Consider the following 19,197-nt stretch of genomic DNA (forward strand, 5'->3'; position numbering starts at 1 on the left):
GTCATCGAGAATCCGGCTTCGTCCTCGAAGACGAGCCAGGCGTCGAGCGTCACCACGGTCCTTTCGGCCGACAAGGACCTGGTTGGTGATCTGGTGGATCGTTGCCGTGCTCGGTGCCACCGAGCACGGCTGGACAGGCTGCACCACAAGCCGGATGTGTAGAGCAATCGACGGAGGCAGTGGCGCGTGCCACTGCCCCCGTATGCGTCACTCCGCTTGAGTATGCGTCAGAAACTGGCTCCGCCAGCGCCGGTGCCGTAGCTCCCGCCTACCTCGGCCGCGTTGAGGTCGTCCACCTTCTCCGTGCCGAGCACGGCGCCCGTGCTGCGCTTGCTGCGCCGCAGCCGTCGCTCCAGCCAGCTCGCGAAGCTGGTCAGTATGAAGTTGAGCACGATGAACATGGCCGCGACCACGATGAAACTCGGGATCACATTGGCGTAGTTGGCGGCGAGGGTGCCACGCGAGTTGAGCAACTCGGTGAAGCCGATCATCACACCGCCGAGCGCGGTGTCCTTCACGATGACCACGAGCTGGCTGACGATCGCCGGTAGCATGGCGGTGACCGCCTGCGGCAGCAGGATGCTGCTCATCGTCTGCCCCTTGCGCAGACCGATGGCGTACGCCGCCTCCGTCTGTCCCTTGGGCAGGGCCAGGATGCCGGCCCGTACGACCTCGGCGAGGACCGCCGCGTTGTAGAGGACCAGGCCGGTAACGACGGCGTAGAGAGGCCGGTCCTCGCTGGTGACATTGGTGGAGCGGGCGTAGAACTCGTTGGCGAACAGCATCAGCAGCAGCACCGGGATGGCCCGGAAGAACTCCACCACCGTGCCGGCCACGATCCGCACCCACCGGTGGTCGGACAAGCGGGCGATGCCGAAGACCGCGCCCAGCGGAAGGGCGATCACCATGGCGAGCGACGCGGCCTTCAGGGTGTCGACGAGACCGGGGAGCAGATACGTCGTCCAGGCCTCGGACTCCGTGAACGGCTTCCACTGGGCAGACGTCAGGAGGTCCTTCTCGTCCATCTTCAGCCACACCCACCACAGGAGCAGCGCGAGTAGGGCGGAGAAGACCACCGAGAACAGGAGGTTGCGCCGCTTGGCGCGGGGGCCGGGAGTGTCGTAGAGGACCGAGCTCATCGCTTCACCGCCAGTCGCTTGCCCAGCCAGCCCAGAATCAGGCCGGTCGGCAGGGTCAGAACCACGAACCCGAACGCGAAGACCGCGCCGATGAGCAGCGTCTGCGCCTCGTTCTCGATCATCGTCTTCATCAGGTAGGCGGCCTCGGCGACGCCGATGGCGGCCGCCACCGTGGTGTTCTTGGTCAGGGCGATGAGGACGTTGGCCAGCGGGCCGATCACCGCGCGGAAGGCCTGGGGCAGGATAACCAGCCGCAAGGTCTGGCTGAAGCCGAGCCCGATGGCCCGGGCCGCCTCCGCCTGGCCGAGCGGCACTGTGTTGATGCCCGAACGCAGCGCCTCGCAGACGAACGCGGCGGTGTAGCCGATCAGGCCGAGGACGGCCAGCCGGAAGCCCTGGATCTTGAAGTCCTCGGCCCCCAGGGTCACTCCGAAGACGTCGGCGAGGCCGGCGGAACAGAAGAGGATGATGACCGTCAGGGGGATGTTCCGGACGATGTTGACATAGGCCGTGCCGAACCCGCGCATCAGCGGGACCGGGCTGACCCGCATCGCGGCCAGCAGGGTGCCCCAGACCAGGGAGCCCACGGCGGAGAGGGCGGTGAGTTTCACCGTCATCCAGAACGCCCCGAGGACGTCGTAACCTTCAAGAAAGTCGAACACGATCTCCCGCGCTTCCGGGTGGGTGGCGTATGAGGAGGGCAGGGCGTGCCGCCGCCGTGATCGCGACGGCGGCGGCGCGCTGCAGGGCCCGCTGGGCCGGGCTGTGACTAGCCGGCGTTCGGGACGATCACGCCGATCTTCGGGGCCTGCTCGTTCTCGTAGTTCGCCGGGCCGAAGTTGGCGTCGACCGCCTTCTGCCAGGAGCCGTCGTCGACCATCTGCTCCAGCGCCTTGTTGATCTTGTCGACGGTCGAGGCGTCACCCTTCTTGACGCCGATGCCGTAGTTCTCGTTGCTGAGCTTCAGGCCCGCCAGCTTGAACTTGCCCTCGTACTGGTCCTGGGCGGCGAAGCCGGCGAGGATCGAGTCGTCGGTGGTCACCGCGTCCACAGCACCGTTCTGCAGAGCCGCGATGCACTCGGAGTAGGTGCTGTACTCCTTCAGGTTCGCCTTCGGCGCGATCGACTTCTGGACGTTCTGAGCCGAGGTCGAGCCGGTCACGGAACACAGCTTCTTGCCATTGAGGTCCGTGCCCTTGGTGATGTTCGCGTCGGACTTGGTCAGCAGGTCCTGGTGCGCCAGCAGGTACGGGCCGGCGAAGTCGACCTTCTGCTTGCGCTCGTCGGTGATCGAGTAGGTCGCGGCGATGAACTTCACGTCACCGCGCGCGAGGGCGTTCTCGCGGTCGGCGCTCTTGGTCTCGACGAACTCGATCTTGTCCGCGTCGTAGCCGAGCTCCTTGGCGACGTACGTGGCGACGTCCACGTCGAAGCCGGCAAAGGTGCCGTCGGGCTGCTTCAGGCCGAGGCCGGGCTGGTCGTACTTGATACCGATCTTGATCGTGCCGCCGCCTCCGCTGGAGGTGCTGCTGCCCTCGTCCTCGCTGTCGCCGCCGCACGCGGTGGCGGACAGCGCGAGAGCGAGAACGGCGGCCGAGGCGGCGGTGACCTTGCGAAGCTTCATGTCGACTTCCTTAGGTGTGGTGAAGGAACGAGGGCGGTGCGGGTTCCGGCACTGGTGCGGGATGCGGTGATGCGGGATCAGTGGTGCAGGATCTTCGACAGGAAGTCCTTGGCACGGTCGCTGCGTGGGTTGCTGAAGAACTGTTCCGGCGCGGCCTCCTCGACGATCCGGCCGTCGGCCATGAAGACCACCCGGTTGGCGGCCGATCGTGCGAAGCCCATCTCATGGGTGACGACGATCATGGTCATGCCCTCCTGGGCGAGCTGCTGCATGACCTCGAGGACCTCGTTGATCATTTCCGGGTCGAGGGCCGAGGTCGGCTCGTCGAAGAGCATGACCTTGGGGTCCATGGCGAGCGCCCGGGCGATGGCGACACGCTGCTGCTGACCGCCCGAGAGCTGTGCGGGGTACTTGTCGGCCTGAGTACCCACTCCGACGCGGTCCAGCAGGGCGCGGGCCTTGTCCTCGGCCTGCTTCTTGTCGGTCCTGCGGACCTTGATCTGGCCGAGCATCACGTTCTCGAGCACGGTCTTGTGCGCGAACAGGTTGAACGACTGGAAGACCATGCCGACGTCGGCGCGCAGCCGGGCCAGCCCCTTGCCCTCCTGCGGTAGCGGCTTTCCGTCGATGGTGATCGTGCCGCCGTCGATCGTCTCGAGACGGTTGATGGTGCGGCACAGGGTCGACTTCCCGGACCCGGAGGGCCCGATGACCACGACGACCTCACCGCGGGTGATCGTCAGATCGATGTCCTGGAGCACGTGCAACGCGCCGAAGTGCTTGTTGACGTTCTTCAGGACGACGAGATCGCCGCCGGGCGGGACCGCGTCTTGCTTGGTCACCGATACTTCGGTCATCGCTCTCAGGCTCCGTCCTCCTCGGTTTCGGAGGACAGTAGTAACCGGCCGCGACCAGCGTCATTACATCTGAGGGGAATCTGAGCATCACGATCCGATAGCAATCGGACACGCGTCGTGGCACTTGTGACCTGCGTGCGTATCGGGCGGGTAACGGAACTCGCGCGCAACCGGAACCCACTTGACTGCGTCATCGTCCATCAGCGTGACTGCATGATGCGTACGTGCGCGTGCGTTCGTTTTATACACAAACAGACCAAACGGCCGATGAATCGGAGGGGGCCGGGATGAGGCTGCTCCTCGTCGAGGACGACAACCATGTCGCCGCCGCACTGTCCGCGGTCCTCAAGCGGCACGGTTTCGAGGTCACGCACGCCCGCAACGGCGAGGAGGCGCTCCAGGCGCTCGTTCCCGAAGGCCCCGGCTTCGGGGTCGTCCTGCTCGACCTCGGCCTGCCCGACCAGGACGGCTACGAGGTCTGCGGCAAGATCCGCAAGCGCACCGCCACCCCGGTGATCATGGTGACGGCCCGCTCCGACGTGCGCTCCCGCATCCACGGCCTCAACCTGGGCGCCGACGACTACGTGGTGAAGCCGTACGACACCGGAGAGCTGCTCGCCCGGATCCACGCCGTCAGCCGGCGCACCGTCCACGAGGACGAGGGCGCGGGCGGCGAGGACGCGCTGCGGCTCGGCCCCGTGCAGATCGAACTGCCCACGCGACGCGTCATGGTGGACGGTACGGTCGTCCAGCTCACCCGCAAGGAGTTCGACCTGCTCGCGCTGCTCGCCCAGCGGCCCGGGGTCGTCTTCCGGCGGGAACAGATCATCAGCGAGGTGTGGCGCACCAGCTGGGAGGGCACCGGACGCACCCTGGAGGTGCACGTGGCCTCACTGCGCGCCAAACTGCGCATGCCCGCCCTGATCGAGACCGTACGCGGCGTCGGGTACCGGCTCGTCGCCCCGGCCGGGTAGCGGGGACCGTTGCGCACACGTCTGCTGCCCCTGCTCATCGTCCTGATGGCCGCCGTGCTGCTCGCCCTGGGGGTGCCGCTGGCCGTCAGCGTGGCCGGGGCGCAGCAGCAGAGGGTGGTCGTCGACCGGATCGACGACACCGCGCGCTTCGCCGCGCTCGCCCAGTTCGTCACCGTCGCCTCGGGCACGGACGAGGGCGTGTCCGCGTCCAAGGACGAGCGGCTGCTGACGCTCGAACGCGAACTCGACAGCTACTACGATGTCTACGACATCCGTGCCGCCGTCTTCTCCACCACCGGTACCCCGTTGGCTCGTGCGCCCAAGGGCGTGAGCCTCCCCCGAACGGGTGAGGTGCGGGACGCGTACGACGAGGCCCTGCTCAGCCGTCGCAGCCATGACCCCCGGCAGGTGTGGCCGTGGCAGCGCAGCCGTCTCGTCGTGGCGTCGCCGGTCATCCGGGACGGCGACGTGGTCGCGGTCGTCGTCACCGACTCGCCCACCGGCCCGATGCGGTCGCGGATCCTGCACGGCTGGCTGGTCATCGGCGCGGGCGAGGTGGCCGCGATGCTGCTGGCCATCGGCGCCGCGCTGCAGCTGACCGGGTGGGTCCTCAAACCGGTGCGCGTCCTGGACGTCACCACGCACGCGATCGCGAGCGGCCGGCTGAAGTCCAGGGTGGCGGTCGCGAGCGGGCCGCCGGAACTCAGACGGCTGGCCCGGTCGTTCAACGAGATGGCCGACAACGTCGAGGACGTGCTGGAGCAGCAGCGCGCCTTCGTCGCCGACGCCTCGCACCAGTTGCGCAACCCGCTCGCGGCGCTGCTGCTGCGCATCGAACTGCTCGCCTACGAACTCCCGGAGGGCAACGAGGAGATCGCCTCCGTCCAGAGCGAGGGCAAACGCCTGGCCCAGGTCCTGGACGACCTGCTCGACCTCGCCCTGGCCGAGCACAACGAGGCCGATCTGAGGATCACCGACATCGGCGCGCTGACCACCGAGCGCGTCGCCGCCTGGGCGCCCACGGCCGAGGCCAAGGGCGTACGGATGGTGGGCGACTGCCCGGCCACCACGGCCTGGGCCGACCCCGTCACGCTGTCCAGCGCGCTGGACGCGGTGATCGACAACGCGGTGAAGTTCACGCCGGAGGGCGAGAGCGTCGAGGTGACGGTCGCGGCCGACGGGGAGACCTCCACCGTCGTCGTCACCGACCACGGCCCCGGCCTCACCGACGAGGAGCTCACGCGCGTGGGCGACCGCTTCTGGCGCAGCGGCCGCCACCAGAACATCAAGGGCTCGGGTCTCGGCCTGTCCATCACCCGCACCCTGCTCGCGGCGGGCGGCGGCTCGCTCTCCTACGACCATCACGAGCCGAACGGACTGAAGGTGACGGTGTCGGTGCCGAGGTCGCGGCCTACGGCTTGACCGAGCGGTAGTAGCGCCGGGCGCCGTCGTGCAGGGGGAGCGGGTTGGTGTCGATCGCCGTACGCAGGTCGACCAACTGCGCGGAGTGGACGCGCGAGCCGATCCGGTCACGGCTCTTGATGACGATCCGGGTCATCCACTCGGTGAGCCGCGGATCCATGTCCGTGCGGGTGATCATCACATTGGAGACGGCGATCGTCGGGACCGTCTCCCCGTTCTGGACGGTCCGGTAGACCGACTCGGACATGTTCGTGGCCCGGTAGTAGCTCGTGGAACTGTCCTGGCCGTGCATCTTGGCGACCAGGGCGGCATCGATCGGCACGAACCGGAAGGCGAACGTCTTCGCCAGATCCGTCAGACCGCCCGTCGGAATGCCGCCGGACCAGAAGAACGCGTCGATCTCCCCCTGCTTCAGCGACTGGGGACCGTTGTTGATGCCCTTGTCCACGGCCGTGATGTCCTTGTCCGGGTCCACGCCCGCCGCCTCGAGCACCCGGTTGGCTATCAGCCGCACACCCGAGCCGGACAGGCCGGTCGCCACCGTCTTTCCCTTCAGGTCGGCGACGGAGCGGACGTCCGAGTCGCGCGGCACCACCAGCTGGACGTAGTCGTCGTAGAGCCGGGCCACCCCGCGCAGCTCGGCCGCCGCGTCGGGGTGCTGCGACTCGTAGGACTGCACCGCGTCCGCCGCCGCGATGGTGAAGTCGGCTTCGCCCGTCGCCACGCGCTCGACATTGTCCTGCGAGCCGTTGCTGGACTTCAGGTTCACCTGTAGACCGGGCATGTCCTTGGCGAGCGCGTCGCGCAGCCACGTGCCGTACTCCTGGTAGACGCCGCGGGGCGTGCCCGTGCTGAAGGTGATCGTCCCGCTCGGCGGATCCTCACCCAGCGGCAGCAGCCACCACAGCAGCAGCCCGAGCACGACGACACCGGCCGCCGCACCCGGCAGGGCCCGGCGTCTGCCGATACGGGAGAAGACCTTGGACATGCGCCGATCCTGCCAGCCGGTACGCGGGGCTGGCCAGGGCGGGGCTCGCGTCGGGTGTCAGTGGGTGTCGTTACAGTCGGGGGCATGAGCATCTCCTCGCCCGCGGACCTGGTCCGTGAGTTCCACCGTGCCTTCGGGCTCGACGCGCGCAGTACACCCTCGGAGGTGTCGCCCGGCCTGGCCGCGCACCGTGGGGAGCTGCTCGCCGAGGAGGCGGCGGAGGTCGCCGAGGTGTCGGTGAGCGGCCCGCTGGACCGACTGGCGCATGAACTGGCCGACGTGGTCTACGTCGCGTACGGCACCGCGCTGGTGCACGGGATCGACCTCGACGCGGTGATCGCCGAGATCCACCGCTCGAACATGAGCAAGCTGGGCCCGGACGGCCAGATCTCCCGCCGGGCCGACGGCAAGGTCCTCAAGGGCGAGCACTACGAGGCCCCGGACGTGTCGGCGGTGCTGCGCCGCCAGGGATGGATACCCGGCGGCGCGGCGACCGGCGACACCGCCTTCGCCGACGGGGCCTCGGAGAGGCGGTAGACGACGCCGGAGCCGGGGCCGCCCATGCGCGGTGGCCGGCGACCAGGAGGCGCTGCCCGTAGGCTTTCACTCGCTCGTGGAGTGCACCCAGGGGGAAGTCCTTGGCGAACACCGAGGCGCCGACGACGGCCGGCTGGAGCCGCGGGGTACCGGTGAGGCCGACTCCCCCGTGGAGCTTCCGGGCGCCCGTCGCATGCCGTGCCGTTCTCGCCGCCGGTCCAGGACTCGGCCCTCGTGCGATGTGACGCGGGCCACGGGGCGTGGGAGGGGCCGCGCTTCGGAGGAACGTGGGGTCTGTGGGGAGTTGATGCGGCCGGGTGCTGGGCGTGTCCGGCCCGCCGTGCCCGCCGACCTCAGTCGCCCACCGTCGTCCGCGGCTGGGCCACCGACTCGGGACGCTGTTCCGCCGAGTCCTCGCGGGGCGCTCGGCGTCTCGGGAGATACGGCGGTGAGGCCGGCCTGAAGCCGTTCGTGGTGCCGGCGGGTTGAGGGCCCTGTGGCCGGGGGCTGCCCTGGAAGGCAAAGGCGTGTCGATCACTCTCACGGGTGATATTGACCGAAGGCGTGCGCGGGAGGGGAACGGGGGTGGCTAGTTTCGTGGCATGTCACGTTTCCGGCTGTACCCGACGCCCGCGCAGGCGGAGCAGATGCTCACGCATTGCGCGCACGCGCGGTACGTCTGGAACCTGGCTGTCGAGCAGCATGCGCACTGGCGCCGGTGGCGTAAGAGCGCGCCCGGTTTCGCGGAGCAGTGCCGTCAGCTGACCGAGGCCCGGCGGGAGAACGAGTGGCTGGGCTCCGGGAACGCGGACGTGCAGCAGCAGGCACTGAAGGACTTCGCCCACGCCAGGAACGCCCGCTTCACGTCCGGGTTCGGTGAGCCGACCTGGCGCAGGAAGTTCCGGCATGAGGGTTTCCGGGTCATCGGCTCCGACCGCGTACCCGAGTACAGCGCGGACGGGTCGCCGAAGCTGAACGCGAAGACCGGCAGGCAGGTCATGGGCCGCTCGGTGGTCGTGCAGAGGCTCAACCGGCGGTGGGCTCAGGTCAGGGTGCCCGGATGCGGCTGGGTGCGTTTCCGCCTCAGTGCCGGGGGCAGGGGCGCGAAGCTGCCCGACGCGAAGACGTTCCGGGTCACCTTCCGCAACGGTCAGTGGCACATCGCGTTCGCTGTCATCCCTGACCCGATCGCGGCGCCCGGCACGGGTGAGGCGATCGGCATCGACCGGGGTGTCACGATCACCGCTGCCCTTTCGGACGGCCGGAAGCTGAACTGCCCGCAGCTCACCGTCAAAGAACGCGCCCGGATCCGCAAGCACGAGCGGCGGGCGGCCCGGGCGAAGAAGGGCAGCCCCCAGAAGACGGCCGGGTACGCGAAGGCCGCCAGGCTCAAGGCGCGGGAGGCGAACCGGCGCAAGGACTGGTGCGAGAAGACCTCCACCATGCTCGCCCGCGGCTTCGATGTCATCCGGTTCGAGAAGCTGAACATCAAGAACATGACCCGCTCCGCGAAGGGAACCGTGGAGCAGCCCGGCAGACACGTGGCGCAGAAGTCCGGCCTGAACCGGTCGATCCTCGCCCAGGGCTGGGGACTGCTGCGCCGGCGCACCGAGCACAAGGCCCCCGGCCGGGTCGAGGACGTTCCCGCCCCCTACACATCTCTGCGGTGCAGTGCCTGCGGCTGGATCGACAAGAACTCGCGCAAGAACCAAGCCGAGTTCTGCTGCTCCGCCTGCGGCTTCACCTGCAACGCGGATGAGAACGCAGCACACAATGTCGCGGCAGGACAGGGCGGGATCCCCCGCCCCCGGCGAACAGCCGGTGCCGGAGGGGTGACAGCGGCCACCGGCCGCTCGAGCGCCCGTGAACCTCAACCCGCCTGGGTTGGAATCCCCCTCTTTTGAGAGGGGGAGGATGTCAAATCAGCGCCAAGACCGTCGGTCGAACGACGGCACCGCGCCAACCTCCTGCGCAAACTCGGCATGCGCGACCGCCTGGAACTGACCCGCTACGCCATCCGCGCCGGCCTCGTCGACCCCTGAGCCGGCCCCACGGCGGTCACAGCAGCGCGCTCCAGTCCTCGTCCTCGTCCAGGCCGACCGCGCTGAAGAACATCGGCTCCGGCCCACCGTCCGGACCGGGTAACGGCTGTTCGGTCCATATGCACTTGCCGGCCGGCGTGAAGCGCGCCCCCCACCGTCCGGACAGCGCCGTGATCAGCTGCAGCCCGCGACCACCCTCGTCGGTCTCGCTGGCACGGCGGATGCGGGGCAGGGTCGGGCTGCCGTCGTAGACCTCGCAGATCAGCTCGGCGCCGTACAGCAGCCGCAGCCGGACCGGGCCCCTCGCATGGCGTACGACATTGCCCACCAGCTCGCTGACCAGTAGCTCCGCGGTGGCGGTCAGCTGGTCCAGGTCCCACAGGGCGAGCTGCTCGCGGACGTGCCGGCGGGCCTGCCCGGCCGCTCTCGGGTCGTCGGGCAGCGGCCAGGAGGCCACCCGCTCGGCGGGCAGCGCATGCGGCCGGGCGACCAACAGGGCCGCGTCGTCGGCGGCCTGCTGCTCGGCGGGCAGCAGGGCGGCCGTCAGTGTGTCGCACAGACGTTCAAGGTCCACGGCGGTGTCGAGGGCGCCGCGCGCACGGGCCGCGCTCAACAGCCGGGCCAGCTCCGCCGTCCCCTCGTCGATGTCCCGCTTCGCCGACTCGACCAGACCGTCGGTGTACAGCACGAGCAGACTCCCCTCCGGCACCTCCAGCTCGACCGTCTCGAACGGCGGTTCCGCAGCGCCCAGCGGCGGGTCGGCGTCCCGCTCCGGGAAGTACACCGTCCCGTCGGGACGCACCAGCGCCGGCGGCGGATGCCCGGCGCGGACCAGGGAACAGACCCGCGTGGTGGAGTCGTAGAGCGCGTACAGACAGGTGGCGTACGACCCCTCGCCCATGGCGCCGACGATGTCGTTGAGGTGGCCCATGATCTCGCCGGGCGGCAGTTCGAGGTCGGCCAGGGTGTGGACGGCGGTGCGCAGCCGGCCCATGGTGGCCGCCTCCGGCAGCCCGTGGCCCATCACGTCACCGACGACGAGCGCGACCTGCCCGCCGGACAGCGGGATGATGTCGTACCAGTCGCCGCCCACGTCCGCGCCCGGCCCGGCCGGCAGATAGCGGGCGGCGGCCGTGCACGCGGGCAGGTCGGGCAGCGCCTGGGGGAGCAGACTGCGCTGGAGTTCGCGGGACCGGGTGTACTCGGCGTCGTAGAGGCGCGCCCGTTCCAGCGACTGTGCCACGAGGGCGCTGATCGTGGTCAGCAGGGCGCGCTCCTCGGCGGTGAGCAGCCGCGGGCGGTCGAAGGCCACGACACAGACCCCGAACGAGTGTCCGGACGCGGTCAGCGGCAGGAACGCCCACGCCTGCTTGCCCGCCCGCTCCGGCAGCCCGGCCAGCCAGGGCGCGTGCGCGGTCAGCTCCCGCGGCGAGGAGAAGAACAGGGGCGCGCCCGAGCAGATCGTGTCCCAGGCCGGATCGCCGGCCAACCGGCTGCGACCGTCGATGAGTTCGAGGAAGTCGTCCGGGTAGCCGACGGCGCCCACGGAGTGCAGCCGCTCCGCATCGGTCACCTGGACCAGGACCCCGGCGGCGGCGAACGGCGGCAGCACCCGCCGGGCCACCGTGTCCACCACGTCCTGCGAGGTGGTGGCCTTCGCGAGTTCCGCGGTGAGTTCCGCGATCCGCGCCAGGCGCTCGGCCGCGGCGCGCTCGTCCGCCTGCCGCTCCTCCGCGAGCCGCCGGTTCTCGGTGACGTCGGTGATGTACACGGTGCGTCCGTCGGGCCCCGGCACCAGCCGCAGGTGGTATCGGCAACCGCACGCCGGTACACGGATGTCGAATCCGGACGGCTTCTCCTCGGCCGCGGCCTCCCGGCACCGGGCCTCCAGGCCGGGAATCTGGCGGACGGCGGGGAGGTCCCAGAGCAGCCGCCCGAACAGCTCCTCCTCCGAGTGGCCCAGGAACCGCTCCGCCTCCAGGTTGGCGAAGGTGATCCGCCACTCGTCGTCCACCGCCAGGAAGCCGTCGCTCATGTGCCGCAAGGCCCGGCCGAGCGTGTCCCGGGCGGTCCGCGACTCGTCGCTCTCCCAGCCCACCCCGATCATCCGCAGGGCCTCGCCCCGGTCGTCGTACGTGGCCCTGCCGCGCGCCTGCGTCCAGCCGTACGTGCCGTCCAGACGCCGTACCCGGTACTCGGCCTCGTAGACGGACCGGTCGAGGATCGCCCGCTGCGCCGCCGCCAGGGTGGGTGCCAGGTCGTCGGGGTGGACGATCCGCATCCAGTTGTCGATCTTCCCGGTGAAGTCGGCCGGCCGGGTGCCGTACAGCTCCAGCGCCGCCTCGTCCCAGATCAGATCGCCGCTGCGGATGTCCCAGTCCCACGAGCCGACCCGGACCTCCTTCAGCGCCTGCCGCAGCCGTTCCCCGCTCAACTCCGTCTGCGCGGGCCCGGCCGGGCGCGGTGCCCCGACCATGCGGTCCTCGGTCCAGGCGACCAGGGCCCGCAGGAACTCCCAGTGCTCCGGCGCGGGTTCACCGTGCTCACCGGCCAGCACGGTCAGCGCGCCTATGCCGCGCCGCCCGCTGAACACGGGGAGGGCGGCGAGTCCGGTACCGGGCCAGCCGGCCTCGGCGGCCCGCTCGGCGGCAGGCATCGGTAACCACACGCCCCGGTTCCTCTGGAGGGCACGGGCCGGGGCCAGCGGCCCCTCCTGGTCGACGATCTCCCAGGACCGGGTCAGGGCGGGAGGAAGACCCGCGGCCGAAACCAGACGCAGGGCCGACATGGGGCCCCGCAGATGCATCGCCGCGCCGAGCGCGCCCAGCTCGCCCATCGCGTGCTGCAGGGCAAGCCGGAACACCTCGCTCTCCGTGACACCGGGGGCCACAGTGCTGAGCAGAGCGAGCCGTGCGTTCATGCAGGGAACCTATCGTTCCCGATCTCGAACGAAACCCCTTTCACACATTCTCACCGGCGGTTTCCTGCCAGTTTCACGGTTCAATGACCCAAAAAACGAGCCGAGTTGATCAAATGTGGTCCATGGACATCGGTGTCTTCATCCCCATCGGCAACAACGGCTGGCTCATCTCGAAGAGCGCCCCCCAGTACCTGCCGACGTTCGAGCTGAACAAGGCGGTCGTGCGGAAGGCCGAGGAGCACGGCCTCGACTTCGCCCTGTCCATGATCAAACTCAAGGGCTTCGGCGGCGAGACGGAGTTCTGGGACCACTGCCTGGAGTCGTTCACGCTGATGGCGGGCCTGGCCGCGGTGACGGAGCGGATCAGGCTGTACGCCTCCACCCCCATCCTCGCCCTGCCGCCCGCCATCGTCGCGCGCATGGCGGTCACGGTCGACTCCATCGCCCCCGGCCGGTTCGGCGTCAACATCGTCACCGGCTGGGCACCCGGCGAGTACGCGCAGATGGGCGCCTGGCCCGGCGACGAGCACTTCGGCAACCGGTACGAGCGGGCCGCCGAGTACGTCACCGTCATGAAGGAGCTGTGGAGCGAGGGCGTCAGCAACTTCAAGGGCGCGTTCTACGAGATGGACGACTGCGTGCTGTCGCCGCGCCCGGCGAACGGACACATCGACATCGTCGCCGCCGGGCAGAGCGGCACCGGCATGCGGTTCGCCGCCGAACACGCCGACTACAACTTCGTCCTGGGCAGCGGCGTCAACACCCCGCTCGCGTTCGCGGACACGACCGCCGCGCTGGCCGACGCGGTGCGGGAGACGGGCCGGGACGTCGGGGCGCTGTCGCTGTTCATGGTCATCGCCGACGAGACCGACGAGGCCGCCCAGGCGAAGTGGCGGGACTACCACGACCACGCCGACCACGCGGCGCTGGCGTACATGGCGGGGGAGTCGGCCACCGACACCACCGCCGACGCGTCCTCCACCGCCCGCACCATCGTGCTGCCCGAGGGCGCGGTGAACTTCAACATGGGCACGCTGGTCGGCTCGTACGAGACCGTGGCGCGGATGCTCGACGAGATCGCCGGGGTGCCCGGCACCAAGGGGATCATGCTCGTCTTCGACGACTTCCTTGAGGGACTGGAGAACTTCGGCACCCGCATCCAGCCACTGATGCGCTCCCGGGCGGGACGGGTCCGGACGCCCTGAGCGACCCGGCGGGGCGGGTCCCGAGGATCTGGGCGAGCGGTGGAATCCTCCCGCAGGCCGCCTACGCTGGAGTCATGACCGGCATGACCGGCAGTGGCGACCGGAGCCGACGGTGACGCTCCATGCCCTACGTCGCCGTCAGCGCGCTCAGCCATCCCGGGCTGCTCCGTGAACGCAACGAGGACAGCCTCGTCGTAGGGCCGTGGACGCTGTGCGCCACCGTCACCGAGAACCCGCAGACCCTCGTGTTCCCGCTGGGCACGCCCCTCGTGGCCGCAGTCGCCGACGGGCTCGGCGGGCATCCCGGCGGCGACGTGGCCAGCGCCCTGGTCGCCCGCCGGATCGCGGCCGTCGGCGCCCTCCTGACCGGCGAGGACGCCGTGCGGGACGCCCTCGGCGCCTGCAACCGGGCCGTGTACGAGGCCGCCGGCGACCCGGAGAACGAGCTGGCCGGCATGGGGACGACGGTCGCCGGAGTCGTCGTACGGCCCGGCTCGGCGCTGGTGTTCAACGTGGGCGACAGCCGGGTCTACGCGGCCTCGCGGGACGGGCTGCGCCGGGTCAGCGTGGACGACAGCCCTCCGCTCGCGCCGGGCCTGCGTACCACCTCCCTCGTCACCCAGTGCCTGGGCGGCTCCCTCACCCACCGCCCGGTGCACCCCCATGTGACGACCGTGCCCCTGACACCCGGCGAGCGGTACCTCATCTGCACCGACGGCCTCAGCGATCCCGTGCCGGACGAGCTGCTCGACGAAATGATGCGGGAGTACGACGACGCCCGTGCCGCCTTCGAACTGTGGAAGTCCGCCATCGCCGCGGGCGGCCCCGACAACATCACGCTCGCGGTCGTGCGCGTCGCGGAGGACGGGACGGACGTGGCCCGCGAGGCGGACGGAGGTGAGGCGACGGGCTGAGCCGACGGGACGGGCGGGGCGGCCGACGAGTCCGCGGCCGGCTCCGGGTCCGACCATCAGGAACGACACACGCCAGGGAGGCGATCATGTTCGGTACGACGAAGGCGTTCAGCGGCTTCTCGGTGGACGACCTCGACGCGGCCAGGAAGTTCTACGCCGAGACGCTGGGCCTGCGGGTGTCCGAGGAGAACGGGCTGCTGACCCTGCACATCGCGGGCGACCGGGACATCCTGGTCTATCCCAAGCCCGACCACACCCCGGCGACCTACACGGTCCTCAACTTCCCCGTCGACGACATCGAGGCGGCGGTGGACGAGCTGACCGACCGGGGCGTGAGCTTCGAGCGCTATGACCATCTCCAGGCAGACGACAAGGGCATCTTCCGCGGCGGCGGCCCGCTGATCGCGTGGTTCACCGACCCGGCGGGCAATGTGCTCTCCGTCATCGAGGAACCGGCGCGGACATGAGCGAGATCGTCGTCTACGAAGTCGAGAACCCGGCAGCCGCGCCCGGTGGCGCGGAACCGCACATCCGCCGGGTGCACGCGGCACCCGCCGCCCCCGGGACGCCCGGTACGACCGGGCCCCGCACCCTGTGCGGCAAGGACACCTTCGCCATGGTGCGGGCGCGCAGGCAGCCCGCGGAGCACGAGGGAGCACGCTGGTACCCGCCGGAACACGAGTCCGTGGTCTGCCCGGACTGCGACGCCGTGATCGAGACCTGAGCGGCGGTGGGATCGAGACGTGAGCGGCGGTGGTATCGAGACGTGAGCGGCGGTGGGATCGGGACCTGTGCGGCGGGGAAAAGGGCCGGGGCGGCGCTCTCGTGCGAGCACCTACCCTTGAGGCATGACCAGCAGCAGCGACCGGAGCCTCGCAGTGGACGTTCCCGCACCCAAGAGCTATGAAATCCGCACCTATGGGTGCCAGATGAACGTCCACGACAGCGAGCGGTTGTCCGGGCTGCTCGAAGAGGCCGGATACGTGCGAGCCCCCGAGGGGTCCGACGGGGACGCGGACGTCGTCGTCTTCAACACCTGCGCGGTCCGGGAGAACGCGGACAACCGGCTGTACGGCAACCTCGGCCGCCTCGCGCCGAGGAAGGCGTCCCGCCCCGGCATGCAGATCGCGGTCGGCGGCTGCCTCGCGCAGAAGGACCGCGACACCATCGTGAAGAAGGCGCCCTGGGTGGACGTCGTCTTCGGCACGCACAACATCGGCAAGCTGCCGATCCTGCTGGAACGCGCGCGCGTGCAGGAAGAGGCCCAGGTCGAGATCGCCGAGTCTCTGGAGGCCTTCCCCTCCACGCTGCCGACGCGCCGCGAGAGCGCCTACGCGGCCTGGGTGTCGATCTCCGTCGGCTGCAACAACACCTGCACCTTCTGCATCGTCCCGGCCCTGCGCGGCAAGGAGAAGGACCGCCGCACCGGCGACATCCTCGCCGAGATCGAGGCCCTGGTCGGCGAGGGCGTCTCCGAGATCACCCTGCTCGGCCAGAACGTCAACGCGTACGGCTCCGACATCGGCGACCGCGAGGCGTTCAGCAAGCTGCTGCGCGCGTGCGGGCAGATCGAGGGGCTGGAGCGCGTCCGCTTCACGTCCCCCCACCCCCGCGACTTCACCGACGACGTCATCGCGGCCATGGCGGAGACCCCGAACGTCATGCCCCAGCTCCACATGCCGCTCCAGTCCGGTTCGGACACGGTCCTGAAGGCCATGCGCCGCTCCTACCGGCAGGAGCGCTACCTCGGGATCATCGAGAAGGTACGGGCCTCGATCCCGCACGCGGCGATCACCACCGACATCATCGTGGGCTTCCCCGGCGAGACCGAGGAGGACTTCGAGCAGACCCTGCACGTCGTCCGTGAGGCGCGCTTCGCGCAGGCATTCACCTTCCAGTACTCCAAGCGCCCCGGCACCCCGGCCGCGACCATGGAGGACCAGATCCCCAAGGAGGTCGTCCAGGCGCGCTACGAGCGTCTCGTCGCCCTTCAGGAGGAGATCTCCTGGGAGGAGAACAAGAAGCAGGTCGGCCGCACCCTGGAGCTGATGGTCGCCGAGGGCGAGGGCCGCAAGGACGGCGCCACCCACCGCCTCTCCGGCCGCGCCCCCGACAACCGCCTGGTCCACTTCACCAAGCCCGACCAGGAGGTCCGTCCCGGCGACGTCGTCACGGTCGAGATCACCTACGCCGCCCCGCACCACCTCCTCGCCGAGGGCGCCGTCCTCGACGTGCGCCGCACGCGCGCGGGGGACGCCTGGGAGAAGCGCACCGCCGAGAAGACCGCCGAGCCGGCCGGAGTGATGCTGGGCCTCCCCAAGATCGGCGCCCCGGCCCCGCTGCCCGTGGCGACGGGGAGCGGCTGCGGCTGCGACTGACCTCGACGGCCCGGATGCCGAGTTGCTCCGGTGTCGTCCGGGGTTACGCTGCCGAGCATGCTTGTCGCCGCCGCCGTCTGCCCCTGTCCGCCTCTGCTCGTGCCCGAGGTCGCCGCGGGTGCCGCGCCCGAACTGGACGAGGCGCGTGCCGCCTGTTCCGACGCGCTGGCCGTGCTGGCGGCCGCGCGGCCGGACCGGCTCTTCGTCGTCGGGCCCGCCGACAAGGCCGGGCGCGGGCCGCACCCGGAGGGCGCGCGCGGCTCGTTCCGCGGCTTCGGCGTGGACGTGACCGTACGGCTGGGCCGGGCCGGCGTGGATGCCCCGTCCGCGCGCGAGCTGCCGGCCTCGCTCGCCGTCGCCGCCTGGCTGCTGGAACGGACAGGCTGGTCGGCCGCACCCGTCGAGGGGCTCGGGGTCGGGGAAGCGCTTCCGGTCGAGCGGTGCGTCGAGGCCGGCAGGGAGCTCGGCGCGCGGGCGGGACGCGTCGCGCTGCTCGCCATGGGCGACGCGAGTGCCTGCCGGACCCTGAAGGCGCCCGGCTACCTCGACGAGCGCGCCGCGCCCTTCGACGCGGAGGTCGCCCGGGCGCTGGGCGCGGCGGACGTGGAGGCGATCAAGGCACTCGACGCCGCGCTGGCGCGCGAGCTGAAGGCCGCGGGCCGAACCTCCTGGCAGGTGCTCGCGGGTGCCGCCGAGGACGCCGGGCTCAGCGGCGCGCTGCTGTACGAGGACGCGCCGTACGGTGTGGGGTACATGGTCGCGACCTGGTCCTAGCCGCCGTAGGTTTCACGCCGCGCGCCGGTGCGAGGCAGGTCAGGAGGCCGGCGGCGGGGTGCGCGGTGGCGTGAACGTGTCGCCGCCGCCCGCCGGGGGCTCGTCCTTGTGCGCGAGCCGGTCCATGGCTCCCTTGGCCTTGTCGGTGCCCGTGTGGATCCTGTCGGAGTACTTGCCCTTGGTCTTCTCGTCGACGACCTTCGCCGCCTTGTCGAGACCGTGTGTGACCTTGTGCCCGTGCTCGTGGGCGAGGTGCGAGACCTTGCCCTTGGCCGGGGCCAGCCTGGCCTTCAGATTGTGCAGGAGACCCATGGGCCACCTTCCCTCGCCGGTTCGTCATGTGCTGGCACCCTTGGGCTAAAACGCCCATATCATCTCCATACGGTACTCGTGCGGGGGAAATCCCGCCCCGTCGTAACTCGTTCGAGGGCGGTCCCCGAGGTTTGGGAGACTGGTGCGGTGAGCAGCGCAGCCCCCACTCCCCGCGTCATCGCCGTCGTCGGACCGACCGCCGCCGGAAAGTCCGATCTGGGCGTCTTCCTGGCCCAACGGCTCGGCGGCGAGGTCGTCAACGCCGACTCCATGCAGCTGTACCGAGGGATGGACATCGGCACCGCCAAGCTGACACCCGAGGAACGCGCCGGGGTCCCGCACCACCTCCTGGACATCTGGGACGTCACCGTCACCGCCTCCGTGGCCGAGTACCAGAAGCTGGCGCGGGCCCGGATCGACGCACTGCTCGCCGAGGGGCGCTGGCCGATTCTCGTCGGCGGCTCCGGGCTGTACGTCCGCGGCGCCGTCGACAACCTGGAGTTCCCCGGCACCGACCCCGCGGTCCGCGCCCGTCTGGAGGAGGAGCTCACCCTGCGCGGCTCCGGCGCGCTGCACGCCCGGCTGGCCGCCGCCGACCCCGAGGCGGCCCACGCGATCCTGCCCAGCAACGGCCGCCGTATCGTCCGCGCCCTGGAGGTCATCGAGATCACCGGCCGGCCCTTCACGGCCAACCTGCCGGGCCACGACTCGGTCTACGACACCGTCCAGATCGGGGTCGACGTGGCGCGCCCCGAGCTCGACGAGCGCATCGCCCGCCGGGTCGACCGCATGTGGGACGCCGGGCTCGTGGAGGAGGTCCGCGCACTGGAGGCGCAAGGCTTGCGCGAGGGGCGTACGGCGGCGCGCGCGCTCGGCTACCAGCAGGTCCTCGCCGCCCTGGCCGGTGAGTGCACGGATGCGGAGGCGCGGGCCGAGACCGTGCGTGCCACCAAGCGCTTCGCGCGCCGTCAGGATTCGTGGTTCAGGCGCGATCCGCGGGTGCACTGGTTGAGTGGGGCTGCGGCGGATCTCACAGAACTTCCGGAGCTCGCGCTGGCGTTGGTGGAACGACCGGTTACAGCCTGATCACGTCATGGCATCGGGACGCCCA

Annotated in this window: 18 protein-coding genes and 1 pseudogene; 12 read left to right on the top strand and 7 right to left on the bottom strand. The window is 70.4% G+C overall.

What is annotated here, in order from left to right; genetic code table 11:
• Window positions 1–227: 227 nt before the first annotated feature.
• From ACLZN2_RS10620 to ACLZN2_RS10635, 4 genes are all read right to left on the bottom strand, one after another.
• Complete coding sequence (locus tag ACLZN2_RS10620) at window positions 228–1,139, bottom strand: amino acid ABC transporter permease (protein ID WP_416978120.1); 912 nt, start codon at window positions 1,137–1,139, stop codon at window positions 228–230.
• Window positions 1,136–1,801 carry an amino acid ABC transporter permease gene (locus ACLZN2_RS10625; RefSeq protein WP_416978121.1) on the bottom strand — a complete coding sequence of 222 codons (666 nt, stop codon included), beginning with the start codon at window positions 1,799–1,801 and terminating at the stop codon, window positions 1,136–1,138. Before ACLZN2_RS10625 ends, ACLZN2_RS10620 begins: the two co-directional genes overlap by 4 nt.
• A 107-nt stretch (window positions 1,802–1,908) precedes the next feature.
• A complete protein-coding gene (locus tag ACLZN2_RS10630) occupies window positions 1,909–2,763 on the bottom strand; it encodes a glutamate ABC transporter substrate-binding protein (RefSeq protein WP_416978122.1) in 855 nt (284 codons plus the stop codon).
• Window positions 2,764–2,840: 77 nt separating this feature from the next.
• Window positions 2,841–3,620: an amino acid ABC transporter ATP-binding protein gene (locus tag ACLZN2_RS10635; protein WP_416978123.1), complete on the bottom strand. Its 780-nt coding sequence runs from the start codon at window positions 3,618–3,620 to the stop codon at window positions 2,841–2,843.
• Window positions 3,621–3,907: 287 nt separating this feature from the next.
• Between ACLZN2_RS10635 and ACLZN2_RS10640 the strand changes: the two genes are divergently transcribed.
• Both ACLZN2_RS10640 and ACLZN2_RS10645 read left to right on the top strand, forming a co-directional pair.
• Window positions 3,908–4,594, top strand: coding sequence for a response regulator transcription factor (locus ACLZN2_RS10640; protein WP_416978124.1), 687 nt, complete (start codon window positions 3,908–3,910; stop codon window positions 4,592–4,594).
• A gap of 9 nt (window positions 4,595–4,603) precedes the next feature.
• Window positions 4,604–6,016 (top strand): ATP-binding protein, encoded by a 1,413-nt coding sequence (locus ACLZN2_RS10645; protein WP_416978125.1) that lies wholly within the window; start codon window positions 4,604–4,606, stop codon window positions 6,014–6,016.
• Here the strand turns inward: ACLZN2_RS10645 and ACLZN2_RS10650 are convergent.
• Window positions 6,006–7,004, bottom strand: a complete 999-nt coding sequence (locus tag ACLZN2_RS10650; protein WP_416978126.1) for a TAXI family TRAP transporter solute-binding subunit — start codon at window positions 7,002–7,004, stop codon at window positions 6,006–6,008. The two genes, ACLZN2_RS10645 and ACLZN2_RS10650, sit on opposite strands and share 11 nt — an antisense overlap.
• An 84-nt stretch (window positions 7,005–7,088) precedes the next feature.
• Here ACLZN2_RS10650 and ACLZN2_RS10655 point away from each other — a divergent pair, with 84 nt between their 5' ends.
• The 3 genes and pseudogenes from ACLZN2_RS10655 to ACLZN2_RS10665 all read left to right on the top strand — a co-directional run.
• On the top strand, window positions 7,089–7,541 hold the full coding sequence (locus ACLZN2_RS10655) for a MazG nucleotide pyrophosphohydrolase domain-containing protein (RefSeq protein WP_416978127.1): 453 nt from the start codon (window positions 7,089–7,091) through the stop codon (window positions 7,539–7,541).
• A 602-nt stretch (window positions 7,542–8,143) separates the two neighbouring features.
• Window positions 8,144–9,445: an RNA-guided endonuclease InsQ/TnpB family protein gene (locus ACLZN2_RS10660; protein ID WP_416978128.1), complete on the top strand. Its 1,302-nt coding sequence runs from the start codon at window positions 8,144–8,146 to the stop codon at window positions 9,443–9,445.
• Window positions 9,446–9,487: 42 nt separating this feature from the next.
• Window positions 9,488–9,583, top strand: a pseudogene (locus tag ACLZN2_RS10665) (DNA-binding response regulator); the annotation flags it as partial.
• Window positions 9,584–9,599: 16 nt separating this feature from the next.
• Here the strand turns inward: ACLZN2_RS10665 and ACLZN2_RS10670 are convergent.
• Window positions 9,600–12,503, bottom strand: a complete 2,904-nt coding sequence (locus tag ACLZN2_RS10670; RefSeq protein ID WP_416978129.1) for a SpoIIE family protein phosphatase — start codon at window positions 12,501–12,503, stop codon at window positions 9,600–9,602.
• Window positions 12,504–12,625: 122 nt separating this feature from the next.
• On the opposite strand from ACLZN2_RS10670, the gene rutA reads away from it, so the two are divergent.
• From rutA to ACLZN2_RS10700, 6 genes are all read left to right on the top strand, one after another.
• Window positions 12,626–13,708 (top strand): pyrimidine utilization protein A, encoded by a 1,083-nt coding sequence (gene rutA / locus ACLZN2_RS10675; RefSeq protein ID WP_416978130.1) that lies wholly within the window; start codon window positions 12,626–12,628, stop codon window positions 13,706–13,708.
• Window positions 13,709–13,830: 122 nt separating this feature from the next.
• A complete protein-coding gene (locus tag ACLZN2_RS10680) occupies window positions 13,831–14,622 on the top strand; it encodes a PP2C family protein-serine/threonine phosphatase (RefSeq protein WP_416978131.1) in 792 nt (263 codons plus the stop codon).
• Window positions 14,623–14,708: 86 nt separating this feature from the next.
• Complete coding sequence (locus ACLZN2_RS10685) at window positions 14,709–15,089, top strand: VOC family protein (RefSeq protein WP_416978132.1); 381 nt, start codon at window positions 14,709–14,711, stop codon at window positions 15,087–15,089.
• Entirely contained in the window at window positions 15,086–15,346 is a 261-nt protein-coding gene (locus tag ACLZN2_RS10690; RefSeq protein ID WP_416978133.1) for a hypothetical protein, read from the top strand. The genes ACLZN2_RS10685 and ACLZN2_RS10690 overlap by 4 nt, the downstream gene beginning before the upstream one ends.
• 124 nt (window positions 15,347–15,470) lie before the next feature.
• Window positions 15,471–17,000: a tRNA (N6-isopentenyl adenosine(37)-C2)-methylthiotransferase MiaB gene (miaB, locus tag ACLZN2_RS10695; protein WP_416978134.1), complete on the top strand. Its 1,530-nt coding sequence runs from the start codon at window positions 15,471–15,473 to the stop codon at window positions 16,998–17,000.
• A gap of 57 nt (window positions 17,001–17,057) precedes the next feature.
• On the top strand, window positions 17,058–17,774 hold the full coding sequence (locus tag ACLZN2_RS10700) for a class III extradiol dioxygenase subunit B-like domain-containing protein (protein ID WP_416978135.1): 717 nt from the start codon (window positions 17,058–17,060) through the stop codon (window positions 17,772–17,774).
• Window positions 17,775–17,813: 39 nt separating this feature from the next.
• Here the strand turns inward: ACLZN2_RS10700 and ACLZN2_RS10705 are convergent, their stop codons facing one another.
• Entirely contained in the window at window positions 17,814–18,086 is a 273-nt protein-coding gene (locus ACLZN2_RS10705) for an antitoxin (protein ID WP_416978136.1), read from the bottom strand.
• Between the two features lie 147 nt (window positions 18,087–18,233).
• Between ACLZN2_RS10705 and miaA the strand changes: the two genes are divergently transcribed.
• Entirely contained in the window at window positions 18,234–19,172 is a 939-nt protein-coding gene (gene miaA / locus ACLZN2_RS10710; protein ID WP_416978137.1) for a tRNA (adenosine(37)-N6)-dimethylallyltransferase MiaA, read from the top strand.
• The last annotated feature ends 25 nt before the right edge of the window (window positions 19,173–19,197 follow it).

The sequence above is a fragment of the Streptomyces sp. T028 genome, from assembly GCF_048159505.1.
Classification (GTDB): Bacteria; Actinomycetota; Actinomycetes; order Streptomycetales; family Streptomycetaceae; genus Streptomyces.